The sequence below is a fragment of the Alteromonas sp. ABV2_168 genome (assembly GCF_056161165.1).
On sequence record NZ_JBSWYQ010000013.1, the window covers coordinates 15,381 to 34,049 of the forward strand.

The following is an 18,669-nucleotide window of genomic DNA, read 5'->3' on the forward strand; positions in this document are numbered from 1 at the left end:
ATGGGTCAGCGCAAGTATTTTGGTACAGACGGCATCAGAGGGAAAGTAGGTGAAAGCGCTATTAATCCCGAGTTTGTCACCAAGTTGGGCTGGGCAGCCGGTAAAGTGCTGGCAGGCCATGGTACAAATAAAGTACTGATAGGAAAAGATACGCGGATTTCAGGTTATATGCTTGAGTCTGCGCTGGAAGCAGGGTTATCTGCAGCCGGTATTAATATCGGTTTGTTAGGGCCGATGCCCACACCGGCGATTGCTTATCTCACGAAAACATTCCGTTCAGAAGCAGGTATTGTGATTTCTGCGTCTCATAATCCTTATTATGATAATGGCATTAAGTTCTTCTCATCCGATGGTTTCAAACTGGATGACGATATCGAAATTGCCATTGAGTCCATGCTTGATAAGCCAATGACATGCGTTGCTTCTAATAAGTTAGGTAAGGCTACCCGTATCAATGATGCCGCCGGACGTTACATTGAGTTCTGTAAAGGCACGTTCCCGTCAGATCTGTCGTTAAAAGGCATGAAGATTGTTGTCGACTGTGCCCACGGGGCGACGTATCACATAGCACCGAATGTGTTGTCAGAACTTGGCGCAGAAGTTATCGAAATCGGTACTAAGCCGGATGGCCTGAACATTAACGACAAAGTCGGTGCCACTTCAATGAACGCCATCGTGGAAAAAGTACTTGAGACAGGCGCTGACATGGGGTTTGCTCTGGACGGTGACGGCGACCGTATTATGCTGGTTGATCACTTGGGTAACGTGCTGGATGGTGATCAGATTTTATATATTATCGCCCGCGATGCGCTTAAATCCGGTCGTTTATCCGGTGGTGTAGTGGGTACACTCATGAGTAATCTGGGTCTGGAAGTGGCTTTGGGCAAATTATCCATTCCGTTCGCCCGCAGTGCTGTAGGTGACCGTTACGTAATGGAGTTACTGCAGCAGAAAGGCTGGGCTATCGGTGGTGAAAATAGTGGTCACGTGCTGAACTTAAATGTGGCATCTACCGGAGACGGTATTGTCGCCGGTCTTCAGGTCATCACTGCCATGTTACGTTCGGGCATGGATTTGCACGATTTAAGCGGCGGGTTTGATAAATTTCCGCAAAAACTGATTAATGTCCGTTATGATGAGTCCTCTGATAATCCGTTGGCCATGTCTGCTGTTACAGATGCAGTGAAAGAAGCTGAAAGTTCACTGGGTAAAACAGGGCGGGTATTGCTACGTAAAAGCGGTACAGAACCGTTGATCCGGGTGATGGTAGAATCCGACGATGAAATGCAGTCTCTGAAATGGGCTGAGTTTATCGCCGATGCTGTACGCAAAGTGGCCAATTGATTGATTCGTCATAAATATTATCATTTTTAGGCTTGTATAATAGGGCGGATATCGTTAATATCACGCCCGCTTCAGGTCAGGGCAGGGATAAATTGTGGATACAGTGAGTCGTAAGCTTCTGGTTGCCGGAAACTGGAAGATGAACGGAAGTCGTTCATTGGTAGAAGAATTTGCAGCGTCCTTTGACAGGACTGCAGCAGAAAATATTGATGTTGTGATTTGTCCGCCATCAATTCTTATTCCAGCTTTCTCAGGTAAAGGTATCGCCACCGGTGCTCAGGATGTGAGTGCATGTGATAATGGTGCACATACCGGCGATTTATCCGTCACAATGCTGAAAGAGTTTGACTGCAAATATTGTATTGTCGGGCATTCAGAGCGTCGTGATGACCATGGTGAATCCAGTCAACTGGTTGCTGAAAAAGCCCTGAAGCTGATTGAAGCAGGAATTACACCGGTAGTTTGTTGTGGCGAACCTCTTTCAGTAAGAGAAGCCGGACAAGTTAACGAGTTTGTTGAAGCACAGTTGAAAGCCGTATTCGATTTGATTCCGGTCTCTTCACTGAAAAATGCCGTTATAGCTTATGAGCCAATCTGGGCAATCGGTACGGGTGTTACAGCGTCGCCGCAGGAAGCTCAGGATGTTCATAAATTCATTCGTGAGTTCATTGCTTCATATGACGGTTCACTTGCTGCTTCAATGCAGATATTATACGGCGGCAGTGTGAAGCCGGATAACGCAAAAGAATTGTTCGGCCAGCCTGATATTGATGGCGGCTTAATTGGCGGAGCAAGTCTTAAAGCGTCAGATTTTAACGCAATCTGCCAGGCGGCAAATTGACGAGGTAATTATGTTATACGAAGTGCTTTTAGTCGCTTATTTGATTGTAGCGTTGATGCTTATTGGTTTTGTACTTATCCAGCAGGGTAAAGGTGCAAACATGGGCGCTTCGTTTGGTAGCGGTGGTTCTAATACCGTATTCGGTTCTTCGGGTTCTGGTAATTTTATGACCAAAACCACGTCTGTACTGGCTACCTTATTTTTTGTATTGAGTTTATTCTTAGGTAACATCACAGCGAACACAGAAAAAGCCGAAGACGGCTGGCAGGATCTTGAAGTTCCTGTAGAGCAACAGGAATTACCTGCTGCTGATGATGTTCCTGCTGCAGATGCATCTGATGTTCCGGTTTCTGACGTACCGGCAACAGATTCAGCAGAAGGTGATATTCCTAACTAAAAGTTTTGCGGAAGTGGTGGAATTGGTAGACACGCCATCTTGAGGGGGTGGTGACTTCGGTCGTGCGGGTTCAAGTCCCGCTTTCCGCACCAAACTGAAAGCCCCGGCTTAAACGCCGGGGCTTTTTTTATGTCTGTAATATTTGTCCTTCTTTGCGGTTAGCCGGAGGTAACACTCAGCGGACAGTGCGGCTTTTCATATTTGCCCTTAACATTCTGGCATCATTCTGGCTTCATCCCTTGTAACTGTATTTATTAGTCAACAGAAAGGGAAAACTATGGATATTCTTCGCATATTACTGTCAATTTTACTGCCTCCGCTGGGTGTATTTTTACAGGTTGGCATCGGGGTGCAGTTCTGGATTAATATTCTGCTGACGTTACTGGGTTACATCCCTGGAATCGTTCACGCAGTGTATATCATCGCAACCCGTTAAGTTCAGACTGTTGCGGCTGCATTCACGGCAGCCGCAACATCTTTCCTGTCTTTTTCGCAATGCAGATGTGGGGCTGTAAGGTCATTGACAGCCTCAACCTGCTTTTGAATTGTCCCTTTGTATTCTTCCGGCAACTTTTCTTTCAATGTTTTGAGACAGCCAAGGAGATGCAACATTACATCCACGTGAGATGAGCCCGCCTGCCTTATCTGGTCAAATGCAGTGTTAAGAACAGACTCAAAGGTGTAAGTCCTTCGTTGCATCCACACGTCGACATGACTGTTCATCACCGTGTCACAGGGAAATTCACATTCGGACATCAGTAAGCAAACGGCTGTGAGACGGTCTGCACAGGTCATTGCTGTTATCGGATCATTGATGCCGGGTGACAGAGCTCTGAGTGCCACTTCCACGAGTTGCGTTAATGAAAATTCCGGGTCCTGCAATGATGTTCTGCGCTTACCCGGCACAAAACACGAAAGATAAAAATCTAGGCTGTCGTTGCTAAGCTTTTCACTGCTGTGCACAGTGATAATTGTTTCTCCGGGTACCACATAATCACCGGCACGAACATACACTTTCACGCCGTCAATACCGTCACCGGACAACAAGCTGAGATAGTCTATGGTTTGGATATACCCGGCTTTGTCCAGCGAGAGATGCGTAGTGACAGGACTATCGTTGATCAGGGCCGGTGCAAGGCGATGGTGGCCCTTCTCCTCGTCGGTCAGTGCAAATAAATTTTTCAGATTGTCAGTGCACTCGCGGTAACAGCGGTTAATGATTTCATCCACCTGAATAAATCTGGCGATATGGTGAATGTAATAAATTAATACCAGAGTGTCAGCAATACCGATGGCAAGGACAATCAGCGAGAGTACTGAAGATATAACCAAATCGGTGTCACTGACACTGATGCGGTGGAGTGCGCTTAAGCAAAAGATAAAGGTGGAGGTGAGGATCCCCAGTACGCACTGGGTACCGCGGTCGTCCATAAATGTCTGCAGCAGTCTGGGCCCGAACTGAGAAGATGCCATGGTCAGAGCGACCAGTGTCATTGAGAACGCTATGCTCGTGGCAGTAATGATAGACGTTGCAATTGCAGAGATAAGATCACTGGCTTCTTCGGCAGGTACCGGAGGGATAAGGTTTTTGAATACCGCTTCAGACACTACCTCCGGCGTATAGTAAATCAGAGTGTAACCCAGCAAAAATGCAGTAAACATCATGCATACTGGTATAAACCAGTAACTGGCACGTATTCCTTCCCATCTTGCTCTGGCAAAGCTGGTGACAGGTTTTATCATAGTCAGGCGTTCCCTTTTCCTGTTTGAACTAATCGCGGGCAGTCAGTACGGTGAGGTTGCCGGGTATCGCTTGTACTTCCAGCTTATCTGCTTCACGTATTTCTCCGTCGATGGCATAACTTGCCTGCTCAGGAAGGGTTACGGTGATACTTTTTACCTGTCTGTGTTTTATTCGCCCTGAATTTTGCTTACTGGTTTTAGTCGTGAAGATAAGTTCGGCCAGCGATAGAAACTGTGTTTCACTGTCCTCCTGTGAGGTCAGCCAGGTAATGTCCAGTTTTCCGTCGGTTACGTCCGGTTCGTCGCCGCCCTGAGCCAGTGCTGTGGTCACCGGTGCAGCATTCGCTATAACGAAGCTCGGAGTAGTAATGGTCTCAGTTTCATTATTGTCAAAACTGACCTCCAGTTTCATGTCGGTGTTTGCAGATATTGCCTGCCATAAACCGCGCAAGTAAGCCATCTGTCCGCCTTCGTTCTTCTCTTCACGGTCAGCAGACGCAATCATTTCCTGTTCAAAGCCTACGGCTGCAACCAGTAACATCAGTTCTCCGTTGCACATTGCAGTATCAACGGCCCGTGTGTGTCCGTCGATAATGACATCACAGGCCGTCTGAATGGGCATGAGTTTGCTGATGTAACCATGGAATACCTGACTGAGGGCATTTGCCGTGCCAAGAGGAATAACACCCAGCACCGCACGGTTGTCTATGCATACACTGGCAACTTCTGTGACTGTTCCGTCACCGCCACAGGCGACAATGATATCCGTACCCTGATTGAGCGCCTTCTCAGCAAGCTCCGTTGCTGAGCATTCCGGGGTGGTTTCACTTACCGTTACCCTGAAATGAGGGTTTAGTTCTGAAAGAATATGTTCTTTTTCCTGCTCCCATTTACCGCCACCGGCGACCGGATTGGCAATGAGGCACAATGTACGTGTCAATTTGAGGCGGCCACCGGATTTAACACTCTTAAGTGCCGCCAGTTGCTTTTTGTTTAACCTGGCCGTTTGTCTGACAGACTGGATTTGATTCATGGCATCCATCACTGAGAGCGTCTGATCTTTTGCCAGTAACCAGGCTGCAACTGTCAGTACTGAACGTCCCCGTCCCAGTGCACAATGTACAACGACTTTTTTTCCTGCTGACGTTTGCTGCTGGATCCAGTTTATGGCAGTGGTAAGTTGTTCCGGTGTCGGACTGGTATGATCAAGAACAGGGATATTCAGATAAGCACAGTCATACTGGTACGCAGACCAGTCAAGGCCATCAAATTCAGCCGTGACATCAAGAATGGCATCCACGCCTTCTTCTTTCAGCGCCGCGACATCACTACCTGACAATCTGCAGGCAAGATACAACTGAGGCTCAATTCTTTGGATAGGAGGTACTTTGTCGTATTTTCTAGCCCATGCATTATAGGCTCCCGTACCGAGCAAAAAAGGGATGAATATCCACCTGATGTAGAAGGGGATAGAGCCGTCTTCACGTTTACGAAAAAGAGCAGGGTAGTTTACGATGTACGCCAGTGAAACGGCTGCCAGTGAAAATCCGCTCCACCAAAAAACAACAACTGCAGGCCACCAGGGAATAAGAAAACCCAGTGCAAATGCTAATATCGCGCCGGCCAGATAATACTTCACCATTTTCACAAAGTGTCTCCTTTCCTGTATTGAACTATGCTGCTGTCATTACGTAATGAAATACTAAAACGGTTAAAAATCCTGTTAGCAACAGGAGAAATATATTCGCTGTTGTCACTTTCATTTTATCTTTAACCTGATTACCTGAAGGAAACCTATGCCGGCCTCTGCGATAAGAAAAGTGTTGTACTTTGTCTGGTTTCAGACTATCTGGTTTCTGGCTATTCTTTACACCTCGGAGCATGTCGCCATTATCGGGCTACTTATTGCCGCGTTTTTCATCCTGTCTCCCCGTAAAAAAACGGACCTGATAATGGCTGCAGGGATTGCCATTTATGGCTGTGTCATTGATGGCGCGTTGCTCTGGTCAGGATTTTTTGCATTCAGTGACTATGAAGGTTGGCTGATACCTATATGGCTTATTTCGTTGTGGATTGCCTTTGGTTTAATGTTGCGTGTCAGCCTCGATTACTTACAGGGCAGATATGCTCTTGCTGCAGTGTTGGGCGCCGTGTCAGGTCCGCTGAGCTATTACGCCGGTGCACAGGCAGGTGCCGTTGTATTTCCGGCTGATACGGTATTAACCCTCGGCATACTCAGTGCACTATGGGCCGTTACGGTTCCGCTTTGTCTCTACGCAGATGCCTTTCTCAACGGCCGGGAAGGCAAAACCGCTGCTGGGAGCTGATTGCAGCCGGGACGACAGGGTAATCAGACCAGACATTCGTCAGTCCAGTCATCCGTACTACTGAATTGCTTCAGTGACCTTGTGTCCCCGCGAACCCAGCAACGTTTTTATGTTGTTAACTTGTTGACCCTTTTTCAGGTTCACAACAAGTGCGTACTTCTTGCGCTTTATGGCCGATCTGACAGTTTCTATAATTTCGTGCCGGTCAGGACGTAATCCTGTCAGTCCTGCGATGAACAGCCCGATAAACAGTCCCGGACTGATTAGCGCGATGTACGTGAATAAGGGATTGTTTTTAGTGAGTGCCGGTCCGAACTGGACGAGCAGAGCCGCGACGATTAAGCCGGCAACAAGCCCGGCAAAGCCCAGCTTCAGGTGAGACGACCATAATGTTTTGCCTATTTTACTACTGGCTCTTTCCAGTTTCTCACTGAAATGAGGGTCCATAGGGTTTATCAAAGTAATCTGATCTTTTTCAACTGCGGTTTCAGCGATAACAGACTCTATCGAATTAAGCGCATCCTGCTGTGAATCATAGACAGCAGCTACCTGAATGTGTTCAGCATGTACAATCGCATGAATGTCAGTCAATGTAGCTTTGTTACTCATATTTCTTACCTTTACGTTCCTTTCAGAGCGGGATTAAGACAACACGTGTCACGCTTAAACTATTTCTTAACACCGGACCTGATTAATATATTCAAATACTCATGGTCATACAGATATATTCAAACTTTATTCCTTTTTGCAGGTTCTTGTTTTTATTGTAGTTACTTAAGTGCTAGAGAGGTGAATATAAGATTTTCATGGTTTCGTCTGAATAATTTTCGTAACTACTGAAAATTATTCAGACTCATCAACCAGTGATTCCGGCGACAAAAAAACGTACGCCAGCGACATGAGTTGCCTGCAAGCATCACGAAGGGGTCTGGCTTTTTATTTGCTTAGGGTTGTTAAAGGGCGCAGCAGAGCATCCATCTTTAATTAGACCGGACTGTAACATGGAAAAAAGTGAATTAAATATTGTGCGTCAGCGCAGAGGTAAGGGCTTCAGTTATTGCTACGAGAGTGGCAGGCAACTGCAGGATAAGCGCAAGCTTAATCGCATCCGTAAAATGGTGATTCCTCCCAACTGGCGTGATGTACACATTGCGGGTGACGCTTCCGCATCTCTGCAGGCAACCGGTATCGATGCAAAGGGTCGCAAACAATATATTTATCACGACAACTGGCATAAACAACGTCAGCAGGAAAAATTTTCGAAACTCAGCGACTTTGCAGACGCTTTACCGGAATTCCGGCAATTCTGCTGGCGTGCTGTAGACACTAAAGGATGGTCCCGCGAAAAGTGTCTGGCCCTTGTTTGCCTGATGTTAGACCACACGGGTTTGAGGGCAGGTAATAAGGTCTATTCTGAGCAAAACAGTACCTTCGGATTAACCACATTACGCAGGCAGCATCTTGAGAAAGAGGGTAAAGCGGTGTCGCTGAGTTTTACCGGAAAGCACGGAAAGGAGCGTCATGTAGATATCTCAGATCCGAAATTAGCCAGCCTGGTGTGTGACAGTGCGCAGGCGCAGGGTTACGCAATTTTTCGTTACACCGGTGATGATGGCCGCTGGCAGGACGTTGACAGTGGTGACGTGAATGCCTTTATTCACTCCCGTCTTGGCGATGATTTTTCCTGCAAAGATTTCAGAACCTGGGGGGCATCCCGTTTCGGTCTTTTGTCACTGCCGGATGTGGAGAATTTGTATCTGCAAAACCAGCGCCGGCGCTGGGATACGACTTTTGTTAAGCACATTGCTTCCATGCTCGGCAATACGCCCTCAGTGTGCCGGCAATATTACATTCACCCGAAACTAATTTCTCTGTGTGAAGAGGAAGAAAATCGTCAGCAGACTCTGATGGAGATCGAAGGGATATTGGAAAAGAATAAACCAGGCAACAAGCTCACTTCGGCGATTGAACAGCGTCTTGCTCAAATTATTGTGTCATAAAACTGTCAACTTGCTGAACAGGGTAGTTTTAATCTGAAAAACAATTTTTAGCGTATAACTGGCATGAATTGCTGTGTCTGATAGCTAAGCTAATTTATTTTTCTGTTGCTTATATGTTCTAAAACAATGATTTGCATTTTCTTTTATTGTTGGAGTGTTGCTGAATCCGGTAATGAAGAAATTGGCAGCAAGAAGCCGTAAAGTCAGTGTTTCAAATAATTAGACTTGAAGGTAATTGCGTTTTTTTGCTATAGTTAGAACTCAAATTAATTGGTCAGGTAAACAAAACGGCGCATGCGGCGCCTTTTTCTTTATCTGTTTAAAGTAAGGAGCTGAATACCGGTTATGCAATTTGAAGGCTACATCTCTTTAGCCCTGTATTTTCTGGCAATGCTGGGAATTGGTTTATTTGCGTACAGGCAATCTACCAGCGATATCTCAGGATATATTCTCGGCGGCCGGCAGGTCAGCCCTCAGGTTACAGCGTTATCAGCAGGCGCCTCAGACATGAGCGGCTGGATGTTAATGGGATTACCGGGAGCGATGTATTTATCGGGATTTGATGCGCTTTACATTGCTATCGGTCTGGTTGCCGGTGCACTGGCTAATTACCTGTTGGTGGCACCCAAACTGAGGGTTTACACAGAAGTAGCAGATGACTCACTGACTGTGCCCGAATTTTTCGCGAAACGGTTCGGTAAATCCGACGCAAGAGTACGAATTGTTTCTGCTGCCATCATCGTGATGTTTTTCACGCTTTATACGTCTGCTGGTCTGGTGGCCGGGGGCAAGCTGTTTGAGAGTGCTTTCGACGTACAGTACCAGTGGGGATTATTAATCACGCTGGGCGTGGTTGTATCCTATACTCTACTTGGTGGTTTTTTAGCCGTCAGCATGACCGATTTCGTTCAGGGATGCATTATGTTTGTCGCTCTGGTACTCGTACCGGTTGTTGCATTCACAGAGTTTGACAGTATTGCACAAATGAATAATGCAGCTCATGAGTCGATACCTGGCCTGGTCGCATCCTGGGAAGGCGTCACTTTGATTGGACTGGTGTCCAGTCTGGCGTGGGGGCTGGGATATTTTGGCCAGCCGCACATTATTGTACGGTTCATGGCAATCCGGTCAGTAAAGGCAATTTCTACTGCCCGGAATATTGGTATGTCGTGGATGCTGGTAACAATCACAGGTGCACTGGGAACGGGGTTTGTCGGTATTGCTTATGCTAATCAGTTTGGCCTTGCGATTGACGATCCGGAAACAATATTTATTGTGTTTTCTCAATTATTGTTCCATCCGTTAATCAGCGGTTTTTTGATGGCAGCAATTCTCGCTGCGATCATGAGTACGATTTCATCGCAGTTGCTGGTATCGGCGAGTTCACTGACTGAAGACATTTATCGTGTGGTCAGTAAGAAACAGGTGAGTGAATCAGACACCGTGAAAATTGGACGTTTTGGTGTAGCAGGGGTTGCGATAGCAGCGTTGCTACTGGCACTGGACTCGTCGAATACAATTTTGTCTCTGGTGAGCAATGCGTGGGCAGGCTTTGGTGCAGCCTTCGGACCATTGGTATTGTTTTGTTTGTATAAACGCGACCTGACACATAACGCAGCGCTGGCTGGTATTATCAGTGGTGCGGCAACGGTATTGTTCTGGATTTATGTTCCTGTCCTGGAAGACGGGAAAACACTGAGTAGTGTTATTTACGAAATTATCCCCGGGTTTGCTGTAAGCACAGTAACACTGTGGTTGTTCTCCGCTATGGGCAAGGCCCCGTCGTCTGAAGTATCGGCGATGTTCAGCGAAGCGAACCGGGAACTGGCGAATCAACAATCTTAAGGTAAATTTATATTATGATACGTAAAAATTGGAATCGCATTGTCATTAAAGTCGGTAGTGCTTTAATTTCACCGAACCGCAAAGGCTGCAGCAGTCACTATCTGCTCAGTATTGCACAGTTCATTGTGAAATGCCGTGCGATGGGAACACAGGTTGTGCTGGTATCTTCAGGCTCAGTAGCCGCAGGTGCACATCAGTTCCCTGATGGAGAACGTACCGATATTACTGTGAAGAAGGCGATGGCCGCAGCGGGTCAGACAGAAATGATGGCTACCTGGGACCGGTTATTTGACTTTCCTTCGGCACAGATGTTGCTGACACATGCTGATTTACGTGACCGTGAGCGTTACGTGAGCATCCGGGACACGATTTTCAGTCTGCTTGATCACAACATTCTTCCTATCGTAAATGAAAACGATACGGTAACAACAGACAAGTTGAAAGTTGGCGATAATGATAACTTATCTGCGATGGTAGCAGCAGCTGCTGATGCGGATGCATTAATTATTTGTTCTGATGTGGATGGTCTTTATGATAAAAATCCGCATACCAATGATGATGCATCTTTACTGTCGGAAGTTGAGCATATCGATCAGCAAATTTATGACATGGCTGGTGGGGCTGTTGAAGGCGGTGTGGGTACTGGCGGCATGCGCACGAAAATTGAAGCAGCAGAGAAAGCGGTATCGCATGGTATAGATACTTTCATTATTAATGGTTTTACCGAGCTTTCGTTTAATATGCTGCTGGACGGAAAAAATCCGGGTACTCACTTCATTGCTCATGAGAAGCCGATGGCAGAAAACGAGCACTGGATGAGACACACAACCCGCGCGCAGGGTGAGGTGATCGTAGAAAGTGAATTTGCGCCGATCCTGTCTGAAGATGCAGAATCGCTGACCAGCAAAGAAATTGTGGACGTTAAAGGTGAGTTCTCGGTGGGAGACACCATCATCGTCAGAAAAGATGACGGGACCAAACTGGTGAAGGCACGCTCGAATTACAGCAGTTGCCTGCTTAACTTTATCGCCAATCAGGAAAATGATGAGTTTGCGTCGGAGTTTGAAGAAAAAACCGGCCCCATCATTTCGAAAAAGAATTTAGCAAATCTGGAGAAAGAATGAGTTTAATTACGACATTAGCAAAAAATGCCAAACAAGCCGCACAGAAATTAGCGGTACTGGATGAAAGCACGAAGAATGCCGTGCTTAAAGACATGGCAGCGGCTCTCCGTGCTAATACAGCGTCAATTAAACAGGTCAACACTGAAGAAGTTGCACGGGCCAGAGAGAATGGTCTGGATGCAGCTATGATTGACCGTCTGACACTGAATGATGAACGCATTGAAGCCATGGCGGAAGGCATTGAAGTGATTATTTCGCTGGACGATCCTGTCGGGCAGGAACGTGTTATCGGTACCCGTCCGAATGGCATTGAAATTAAGAAAATGCGTATCCCGTTAGGCGTAGTGTGCATGATTTATGAAGCACGACCTAATGTAACGGCTGACGCTGGTGCACTGTGTTTTAAATCCGGTAACGGCGTTATCCTGCGTGGCGGTAAAGAAGCACTGGATACCAGTCTGGCAATTGCCGGGTTATTGCAGGATGTACTTGAAAAGCACGGGTTACCGAAAGAGTTGATTAGTGTGGTTCCTGATCCGGACCGTGCGTTAATGCAGGAGTTGATGGAGCAGCGTGATTACATTGATGTCATTATCCCGCGTGGTGGTGAAGGGCTCATCAACTACGTAACGGACAACTCTAAAGTGCCGGTAATCCAGCACTTCAAAGGTGTTTGTCACTTATACGTAGATAAAGATGCTGACCTGGATAAAGCTATGGCGCTGCTGCTGAACGGTAAAACACAGCGTACCGGTGTGTGTAATGCACTGGAAGGTCTGGTGGTGCATGAGGCTGTTGCCGGTGACTTTTTACCTCAGGTAGCGAAAGCCTTTGAAGAGCACAATGTGAAAGTGCATGTAAATGACAAAGGTGCGCAGTACTTCAATAATGCAGATGTTATTGCTGATGATGCTTTTGGTGAAGAGTACCTTGGACTGGAAATCGCCGTACGTGTGGTTGAAGACTTCGATGCCGCTATTCAGCATATTGCTGATTTCGGCAGTAACCACACCGAAGTTATTTGTACCGAAAACGCTGATGCAGCGAACTACTTCCAGCGTGCTGTCGACGCCTCAGTTGTGATGGTAAACGCTTCGTCACGTTTTTCTGACGGCAGTCAGCTCGGGCTGGGAGCAGAAATTGGTATCGCAACCACTAAATTGCATGCCTATGGCCCGATGGGTCTGGAATCGCTCACCGCTGAGAAATTCCTCGTTAACGGAACAGGGCAGGTGAGATCGTAACTTTTCACTGGTCCGCATTGTACTTATAGTACTGAATTGCGATAATCCAAAGCACCGGGCAACAGCCCGGTGTTTTTTTATGTTAATCCGGTTCTTACGTAGGTTTTATGATAGACATCAGCGTTGATTTTCAAGCCTGGTGGCAACAGGTTGCCGATTTTTCCCAGTCCCACAAACTGCCGGCGTCTGCAGTCCTGATCATTGTTTTTTTGCTGACTAAACGTGCCATTTTACGTTTGCTTAAAAAACGCAGTAAAAAAACCGGCGAAGACAGACGTCATTCCATCAACATCATTGAACAGTTGGGTAACGCAACCTTACTGGTGCTGTTGATCATGGTATGGTCCACCGAAATCCAGAACCTCGCAATCTCCATTGCTGCTTTTATGGTGGCCATTGTTTTTGCTACCCGTGAATTCATTCAGTGTTTTATGGGATTTATTTATTACCTCGGCGCCCGGCCGTTTCGCGTGGGTGACTGGATTGAGATGAATAATATTCGTGGTGAAGTGGTGGAAATGGACTGGGCTAAAACCGCGCTGCTGGAAGTCGATCCCGAATCCCATACCTACACCGGTAAGCATTTGTATATTCCGAACAGCCAGCTGGTTACCCAGCCAATCAGAAATCTTAACTTCCTGCGACGCTACACCCTGCACAGTTTTACTCTGGTCATGGAGCCGGAGACGAATCCCTATGCAATTCTGCCTGCTTTTAAAACCCGGACGCTGAAGCATTGCGAACATTTCCGTGAAGTCGCCGGACGTTATAAAAGTTTAATCGAACGCCATATGGAAGCGGAGTTTATTGATATCGATCCGGATATCGCAATTGAAACCAATCAGTTTGCTAAATTGCGCATCACCGTGTCTTTGTTCTGCCCCATTGATGAAGCCCATACGTTGCAGCAAAAAATATCAGAAGACTGGATGGCGCTGTGGCACAGTGAAATTGCCACAGCCAATCGCCCGTCCGGCAAAACGGTAGCAGAGGAATAGCGCTATACGCCTTCCTGCCAGTTACGCTGTCGTGAAAAGTGACTGCTCAGAAAAGCCATCTGGTCAGCCAGAATACGCCGGTTCATCAGGTAGAAACGTTCATAAAGATTTGGCCTGAAAGGAACGGCAAGTAACGGCATGTTAGCTTCTTCCGGTGTACGGGCTCCCTTGGCGTGATTACAGCGCCCGCAGGCTGTGGCGACATTCGTCCATTTATCCTGACCACCACGGGATCGTGGAATGATATGGTCGCGGGTGAGCTGGCCGGGGCTGAAGCGCTGACCGCAATACAGGCATAAATGATCATCCCGGCGGAAAAGATAACGGTTACATAACGCAATCTTTCCGCTTACATCAGTCACTTTTCCGTCGCAGGCAATAATGCTGGATAACGTCAGTTCGCTCCGGATTCCGGCATTATTCCAGCCACCGTGCAGGGTACAGGCGGTCGCACCAAGTTCGAACAACACTTTGTCCTGACAATAAAGCCTTGCAGCCTCTTCAGGCAAAACCCATTCCTGTGGCATACCCGCTTTGTTGAGTCTTAATACCAGCATCAGGGACATCTCCTCATGTGTGACTCTTATAGCATACTGCTTTATATTTCAATATGATGAAAAAGTAATCAATTGCCAAGTTTTTTTGTTGTTTAATTCGCCTGCAAACAGCAAATCAAAAAATCTTTGCAGTTTAAGGAGATAAATCCGGCAGTCAGCGGCTTTCAGGCATTTGATAATGGCATTAGGTAATTATCGCGGCTATACTATGCGCCGCGTTCAAAAGCGAATATATATATTAAAGAAAATAAAGGACAAATAGTGACTCCTATTACTCATTCTTTTCAGTATGGTCAGCATACTGTAACTCTGGAAACTGGCGTTATCGCGCGTCAGGCAACTGCAGCCGTCATCGCCAGCATGGACGATACCTCTGTGATGGTAACTGTAGTTGGTAAAAAAGAAGCGAAAGCCGATCAGGATTTCTTCCCGTTAACGGTTAACTATCAGGAAAAAGCTTACGCTGCCGGTAAAATCCCGGGTGGCTTTTTCAAACGTGAAGGCCGTCCTTCAGAAGGCGAAACACTGACAGCCCGTCTGATTGACCGTCCAATCCGTCCACTGTTCCCGGAAGGTTTTTTCAATGAAGTACAGGTTGTTGTTACCGTACTTTCTGCGAACCCTGAAATCCCGACTGACATCATTTCACTGATTGGTACGTCTGCGGCACTGGCTATCTCCGGTATTCCTTTCAACGGTCCTGTTGGTGCAGCCCGTGTTGGTTACAAAGATGGTGAGTACATCCTGAATACACGTTTCTCTGAGCAGCCTGAAAGCCAGCTTGACCTGGTGGTTGCCGGTACTGAAAGTGCTGTTCTGATGGTTGAATCTGAAGCCAGCGTACTGTCTGAAGACGTCATGCTGGGTGCGGTAATGTTCGGTCACGAACAGTCGCAAGCGGTTGTTGAAGCTGTTAAGTCTTTTGCTGCTGAAGTAAATACTCCGGCATGGGACTGGGCGCCTAAAGCTGAAAACACCGAACTGAAAGCGAAAGTAAACGAACTGGCTGAAAGCGGCATGACTGCGGCTTACCAGATATCTGACAAGCTTGAGCGTAAAGATGCGGTAACTAAGGTTACTGAAGAAGCGCTGGCTCAAATTCTTGAAGCGAATCCTGAACAGGACGCGAAAGAAGCGTCTGACCTGCTGCACGATCTGGAAAGTGACGTAGTACGTTCACGCATCCTGGCCGGTGAGCCACGTATTGACGGTCGTGATCCAGCTATGGTTCGTGCCCTTGACGTTGCAACTGGCGTGCTTCCACGTACTCACGGTTCTGCTGTATTCACCCGTGGTGAAACGCAGGCACTGGTTGTTGCCACTTTAGGTACAGAACGTGACGCACAGATGATTGACGAATTGCAGGGCAAGCGTGACAGCAAGTTCATGCTGCACTACAACTTCCCTCCATACTGTGTAGGTGAGACCGGCATGATCGGTTCGCCTAAGCGTCGTGAAATCGGCCACGGTCGTCTGGCGAAGCGCGGCATTCAGGCGGTTATGCCTTCTGAAGAAGAATTCCCGTATGTAGTACGTGTGGTTTCTGAAATCACTGAATCTAACGGGTCATCTTCAATGGCGTCTGTATGTGGTACGTCTCTGGCCCTGATGGATGCCGGTGTACCAATTAAAGCGTCTGTTGCGGGTATCGCAATGGGTCTGGTTAAGAGCGACGAAAACTTCGTAGTTCTGTCTGACATTTTGGGTGACGAAGATCACCTGGGTGACATGGACTTTAAAGTAGCCGGTACTAACGACGGTATCACTGCGCTGCAGATGGATATCAAGATCGAAGGTATCACCAAAGAAATTATGCAGATTGCACTTAAACAGGCAAAAGAAGCCCGTTTACACATTCTGAGCGTAATGGATAAGGCGATCACCGGTCACCGTGAAGAGCTGAGCGAATTTGCTCCGCGCATCTACACCATGAAGATTGATCAGGACAAGATCCGTGACGTAATCGGTAAAGGTGGTGCGATGATTCGTTCTATCACTGAAGCGTCTGATACCAACATCGAAATCGAAGATGACGGTACTATCAAGATCTTCGCCACAGAGCGTGCTAAAGCAGATATCGCGATCGGCATGATTGAAGGCGTAACGGCTGAAATCGAAGTAGGCAAAACCTACAACGGTAAGATCACCCGTATCGTAGACTTCGGTGCATTCGTAGAAGTACTGCCTGGTAAGGAAGGTCTGGTTCACATTTCACAAATCGCTCACGAGCGTGTGAACAAAGTGACCGACTACCTGAAAGAAGGCGAAATGGTTGACGTGAAAGTCATGGAAATTGACCGTCAGAACCGTGTACGTCTGAGCATCAAAGAGCTGCTTGAAAAGCCGGCTCCTGCAGAAGCAAAAGAAGATAAAGGCGAATAAGCTTTTATTTTCACCTTGTTAAAAAGGGCGCTTCTGGCGCCCTTTTTGTTTTTTACCTGTCCGTTGCCGGCTCGCCGGTGCACACGGATAATGATCAGGAGTGGAATATGACCAGCGATGAACAGACCAGAATTGAAGCAGCAACCTTCCGCCGGTTACTGAAACATCTGGATGATAATAAACAGGTGCAGAATATCGACCTGATGATTCTTGCGGATTTCTGTCGTAACTGTCTGGCTAAATGGTACAGCAAGGCAGCGGCAGATGAAGGTGTTGACGTAGACTACGAAGCGGCCAGGGAAGCGGTTTACGGTATGCCTTACAGCGAGTGGAAGGAAAAACACCAGCTGCCGGCTACCGCTGAGCAGCTCGCAGCCATGGAAGCGAAGAAAAAATAGAAAACGGCCGGCAGGCCGTTTTTTATGCGTGTTCTTTATCAGCCTGTAAATTACTGAAACGAAAAGCATGGGGCAGTAAATCGCCAACAGTATAGGTTTCTGTTTTACCGTCGTCAGTCACCAGAATCACCGGTGTGTCATCACCTGCAAACTCAGCTATTTTTTGCCTGCATCCGCCGCAAGGGAAGCAGAAGCTGTCATTGGGACTGGCTATTACAATGGCCTTAATTTGTCGGGCGCCTCCTGCAATCATTGCTCCGATGGCTGTGGCTTCTGCACACTGACCAAGCGGATAAGCCGCGTTCTCTACATTGCAGCCGGCAAAGATACTGTCACCGGTGGTGAGCACGGCGGCACCTACTTGAAAACCGGAGTAGGGGGCATGGGCATGTTGCTTTGCTGCCTGGGCTGTTTCTTTCAGTTGTGTTATTCTTTTATTTTCCATTACATCTCTCTGGTGGCTCAGGCTTTACTTTTTTTATCAAATCGGCGATGGTGTCAGCCATCGGATGACTGTCAGGAAGACAGTTTGCCCGCGCCACGTCATTTTCATAGCGAGTGAATCCATTTTTAACATGCGTAAAGTCATTAGTCTCATCTTTTTTTCTTATCTGGCGGTCTCTTTGTCCGGCTGTGCCAGTTCACAACAAGCGCAACCCAAAGGAGAAATGGGGAACCTGTTACTCGCAGAACCAGCGCCGGTCAATCCTCGCTCTCAAATGGCAATTGCGCGGTACAATCAGGTACTGGCGAATGCGACTATTCCCGACGGGGATCGTGCTGAGTTACTTTATCAGCGCGGTATGTTGTACGACAGTGTCGGCCTGGCAGGTCTGGCGCAGTATGATTACACGCAGGCTTTGCAACTGAAGCCGGACATGGCGGAAGCGTATAATTCAATCGGTATTCATTTTGTGCAGCAGCTGGATTTTATTCAGGCATACGAAGCATTTGATTCGACCCTTGATATCGATCCGGAATATGACTTCGCATTTTTAAACCGTGGTATTGCACTGTACTACGGCGGTCGCGCTGATTTGGCCATCGACGATCTCACTACTTTTCAGACTAAAGACGAAACAGACCCTTTCAGAGTGTTGTGGACATTCTTTGCCAAACACGATATCGATCCGGTTGATGCCAGGGCCTGGCTGGTCGCCGTGCGGCCGGGGCTTAATCCCGGACACTGGGCGGTGAAACTGGTTGATTTGTTTTTAGGCACATCCAGTGAAACGGCGTTACTCAATTCGCTTATCGAAGGCATCTCCAGCCAGAAAGAGTTGACAGATCGTCTTTGTGAGGCTTATTTCTATCTCGGTAAATACCATAGCGCGCTGGGAAACAAGGGGATCGCTTCAAATTATTTCAAGCTGGCTCTCAGTACCAATGTGTATGATTATGTGGAGCACCGTTATGCCAGAATTGAGCTGAACCGTTTGCGCCATCCCGCTGACGATACTGAATAACCC

At 47.3% G+C, this 18,669-nt stretch carries 18 protein-coding genes and 1 tRNA gene; 14 read left to right on the forward strand and 5 right to left on the reverse strand.

Translation table 11 applies throughout. The features are described from left to right. The 5 genes from glmM (at position 1) to ACXAH4_RS17595 (ending at position 3,018) form a co-directional block, all read left to right on the forward strand. Positions 1-1,344: a phosphoglucosamine mutase gene (gene glmM / locus ACXAH4_RS17575; RefSeq protein WP_119501129.1), complete on the forward strand. Its 1,344-nt coding sequence runs from the start codon at positions 1-3 to the stop codon at positions 1,342-1,344. A gap of 94 nt (positions 1,345-1,438) precedes the next feature. After that, entirely contained in the window at positions 1,439-2,185 is a 747-nt protein-coding gene (gene tpiA / locus ACXAH4_RS17580) for a triose-phosphate isomerase (protein ID WP_474882816.1), read from the forward strand. Between the two features lie 10 nt (positions 2,186-2,195). After that, entirely contained in the window at positions 2,196-2,582 is a 387-nt protein-coding gene (secG, locus tag ACXAH4_RS17585) for a preprotein translocase subunit SecG (RefSeq protein WP_119501131.1), read from the forward strand. A gap of 7 nt (positions 2,583-2,589) precedes the next feature. Next, positions 2,590-2,674 (forward strand) — tRNA-Leu (locus ACXAH4_RS17590). Between the two features lie 185 nt (positions 2,675-2,859). After that, the gene (locus ACXAH4_RS17595) at positions 2,860-3,018 is read left to right on the forward strand and encodes a YqaE/Pmp3 family membrane protein (protein WP_119501215.1); all 159 of its coding nucleotides are present in this window, start codon (positions 2,860-2,862) and stop codon (positions 3,016-3,018) included. A gap of 2 nt (positions 3,019-3,020) precedes the next feature. Here ACXAH4_RS17595 and ACXAH4_RS17600 read toward each other — a convergent pair whose 3' ends face one another. Both ACXAH4_RS17600 and ACXAH4_RS17605 read right to left on the reverse strand, forming a co-directional pair. Further along, positions 3,021-4,325: a DUF2254 domain-containing protein gene (locus ACXAH4_RS17600; protein ID WP_474882817.1), complete on the reverse strand. Its 1,305-nt coding sequence runs from the start codon at positions 4,323-4,325 to the stop codon at positions 3,021-3,023. Positions 4,326-4,353: 28 nt separating this feature from the next. Beyond that, positions 4,354-5,973, reverse strand: coding sequence for a diacylglycerol kinase family protein (locus ACXAH4_RS17605; RefSeq protein WP_474882819.1), 1,620 nt, complete (start codon positions 5,971-5,973; stop codon positions 4,354-4,356). A 148-nt stretch (positions 5,974-6,121) separates the two neighbouring features. Between ACXAH4_RS17605 and ACXAH4_RS17610 the strand changes: the two genes are divergently transcribed. Then, a complete protein-coding gene (locus tag ACXAH4_RS17610; protein WP_474867810.1) occupies positions 6,122-6,652 on the forward strand; it encodes a DUF2878 domain-containing protein in 531 nt (176 codons plus the stop codon). Between the two features lie 57 nt (positions 6,653-6,709). On the opposite strand, the gene ACXAH4_RS17615 is transcribed toward ACXAH4_RS17610, so the two are convergent. Next, complete coding sequence (locus ACXAH4_RS17615) at positions 6,710-7,261, reverse strand: hypothetical protein (protein WP_349585998.1); 552 nt, start codon at positions 7,259-7,261, stop codon at positions 6,710-6,712. A gap of 392 nt (positions 7,262-7,653) precedes the next feature. Here ACXAH4_RS17615 and ACXAH4_RS17620 point away from each other — a divergent pair, with 392 nt between their 5' ends. The 5 genes from ACXAH4_RS17620 (at position 7,654) to ACXAH4_RS17640 (ending at position 13,863) form a co-directional block, all read left to right on the forward strand. Continuing rightward, positions 7,654-8,652: a DNA topoisomerase IB gene (locus tag ACXAH4_RS17620; protein WP_474882821.1), complete on the forward strand. Its 999-nt coding sequence runs from the start codon at positions 7,654-7,656 to the stop codon at positions 8,650-8,652. A gap of 345 nt (positions 8,653-8,997) precedes the next feature. Further along, on the forward strand, positions 8,998-10,497 hold the full coding sequence (gene putP / locus ACXAH4_RS17625; protein WP_474852022.1) for a sodium/proline symporter PutP: 1,500 nt from the start codon (positions 8,998-9,000) through the stop codon (positions 10,495-10,497). A 14-nt stretch (positions 10,498-10,511) separates the two neighbouring features. Then, a complete protein-coding gene (gene proB / locus ACXAH4_RS17630) occupies positions 10,512-11,621 on the forward strand; it encodes a glutamate 5-kinase (protein ID WP_474845805.1) in 1,110 nt (369 codons plus the stop codon). Then, positions 11,618-12,865, forward strand: coding sequence for a glutamate-5-semialdehyde dehydrogenase (locus tag ACXAH4_RS17635; protein WP_474845807.1), 1,248 nt, complete (start codon positions 11,618-11,620; stop codon positions 12,863-12,865). The genes proB and ACXAH4_RS17635 overlap by 4 nt, the downstream gene beginning before the upstream one ends. Before the next feature lie 110 nt (positions 12,866-12,975). Beyond that, positions 12,976-13,863 (forward strand): mechanosensitive ion channel family protein, encoded by an 888-nt coding sequence (locus tag ACXAH4_RS17640; RefSeq protein WP_442858461.1) that lies wholly within the window; start codon positions 12,976-12,978, stop codon positions 13,861-13,863. Between the two features lie 2 nt (positions 13,864-13,865). Here the strand turns inward: ACXAH4_RS17640 and ACXAH4_RS17645 are convergent, their stop codons facing one another. Further along, positions 13,866-14,420, reverse strand: coding sequence for an HNH endonuclease (locus tag ACXAH4_RS17645; protein WP_303574229.1), 555 nt, complete (start codon positions 14,418-14,420; stop codon positions 13,866-13,868). Between the two features lie 261 nt (positions 14,421-14,681). On the opposite strand from ACXAH4_RS17645, the gene pnp reads away from it, so the two are divergent. Further along, positions 14,682-16,802 (forward strand): polyribonucleotide nucleotidyltransferase, encoded by a 2,121-nt coding sequence (gene pnp, locus ACXAH4_RS17650; RefSeq protein ID WP_474882823.1) that lies wholly within the window; start codon positions 14,682-14,684, stop codon positions 16,800-16,802. A gap of 107 nt (positions 16,803-16,909) precedes the next feature. Next, positions 16,910-17,200: a DUF1244 domain-containing protein gene (locus ACXAH4_RS17655; protein WP_119501227.1), complete on the forward strand. Its 291-nt coding sequence runs from the start codon at positions 16,910-16,912 to the stop codon at positions 17,198-17,200. A gap of 22 nt (positions 17,201-17,222) precedes the next feature. Here the strand turns inward: ACXAH4_RS17655 and cdd are convergent, their stop codons facing one another. Then, the gene (gene cdd / locus ACXAH4_RS17660; protein ID WP_474852156.1) at positions 17,223-17,666 is read right to left on the reverse strand and encodes a cytidine deaminase; all 444 of its coding nucleotides are present in this window, start codon (positions 17,664-17,666) and stop codon (positions 17,223-17,225) included. Between the two features lie 109 nt (positions 17,667-17,775). Between cdd and nlpI the strand changes: the two genes are divergently transcribed. Continuing rightward, complete coding sequence (gene nlpI / locus ACXAH4_RS17665) at positions 17,776-18,666, forward strand: lipoprotein NlpI (protein WP_474852028.1); 891 nt, start codon at positions 17,776-17,778, stop codon at positions 18,664-18,666. The last annotated feature ends 3 nt before the right edge of the window (positions 18,667-18,669 follow it).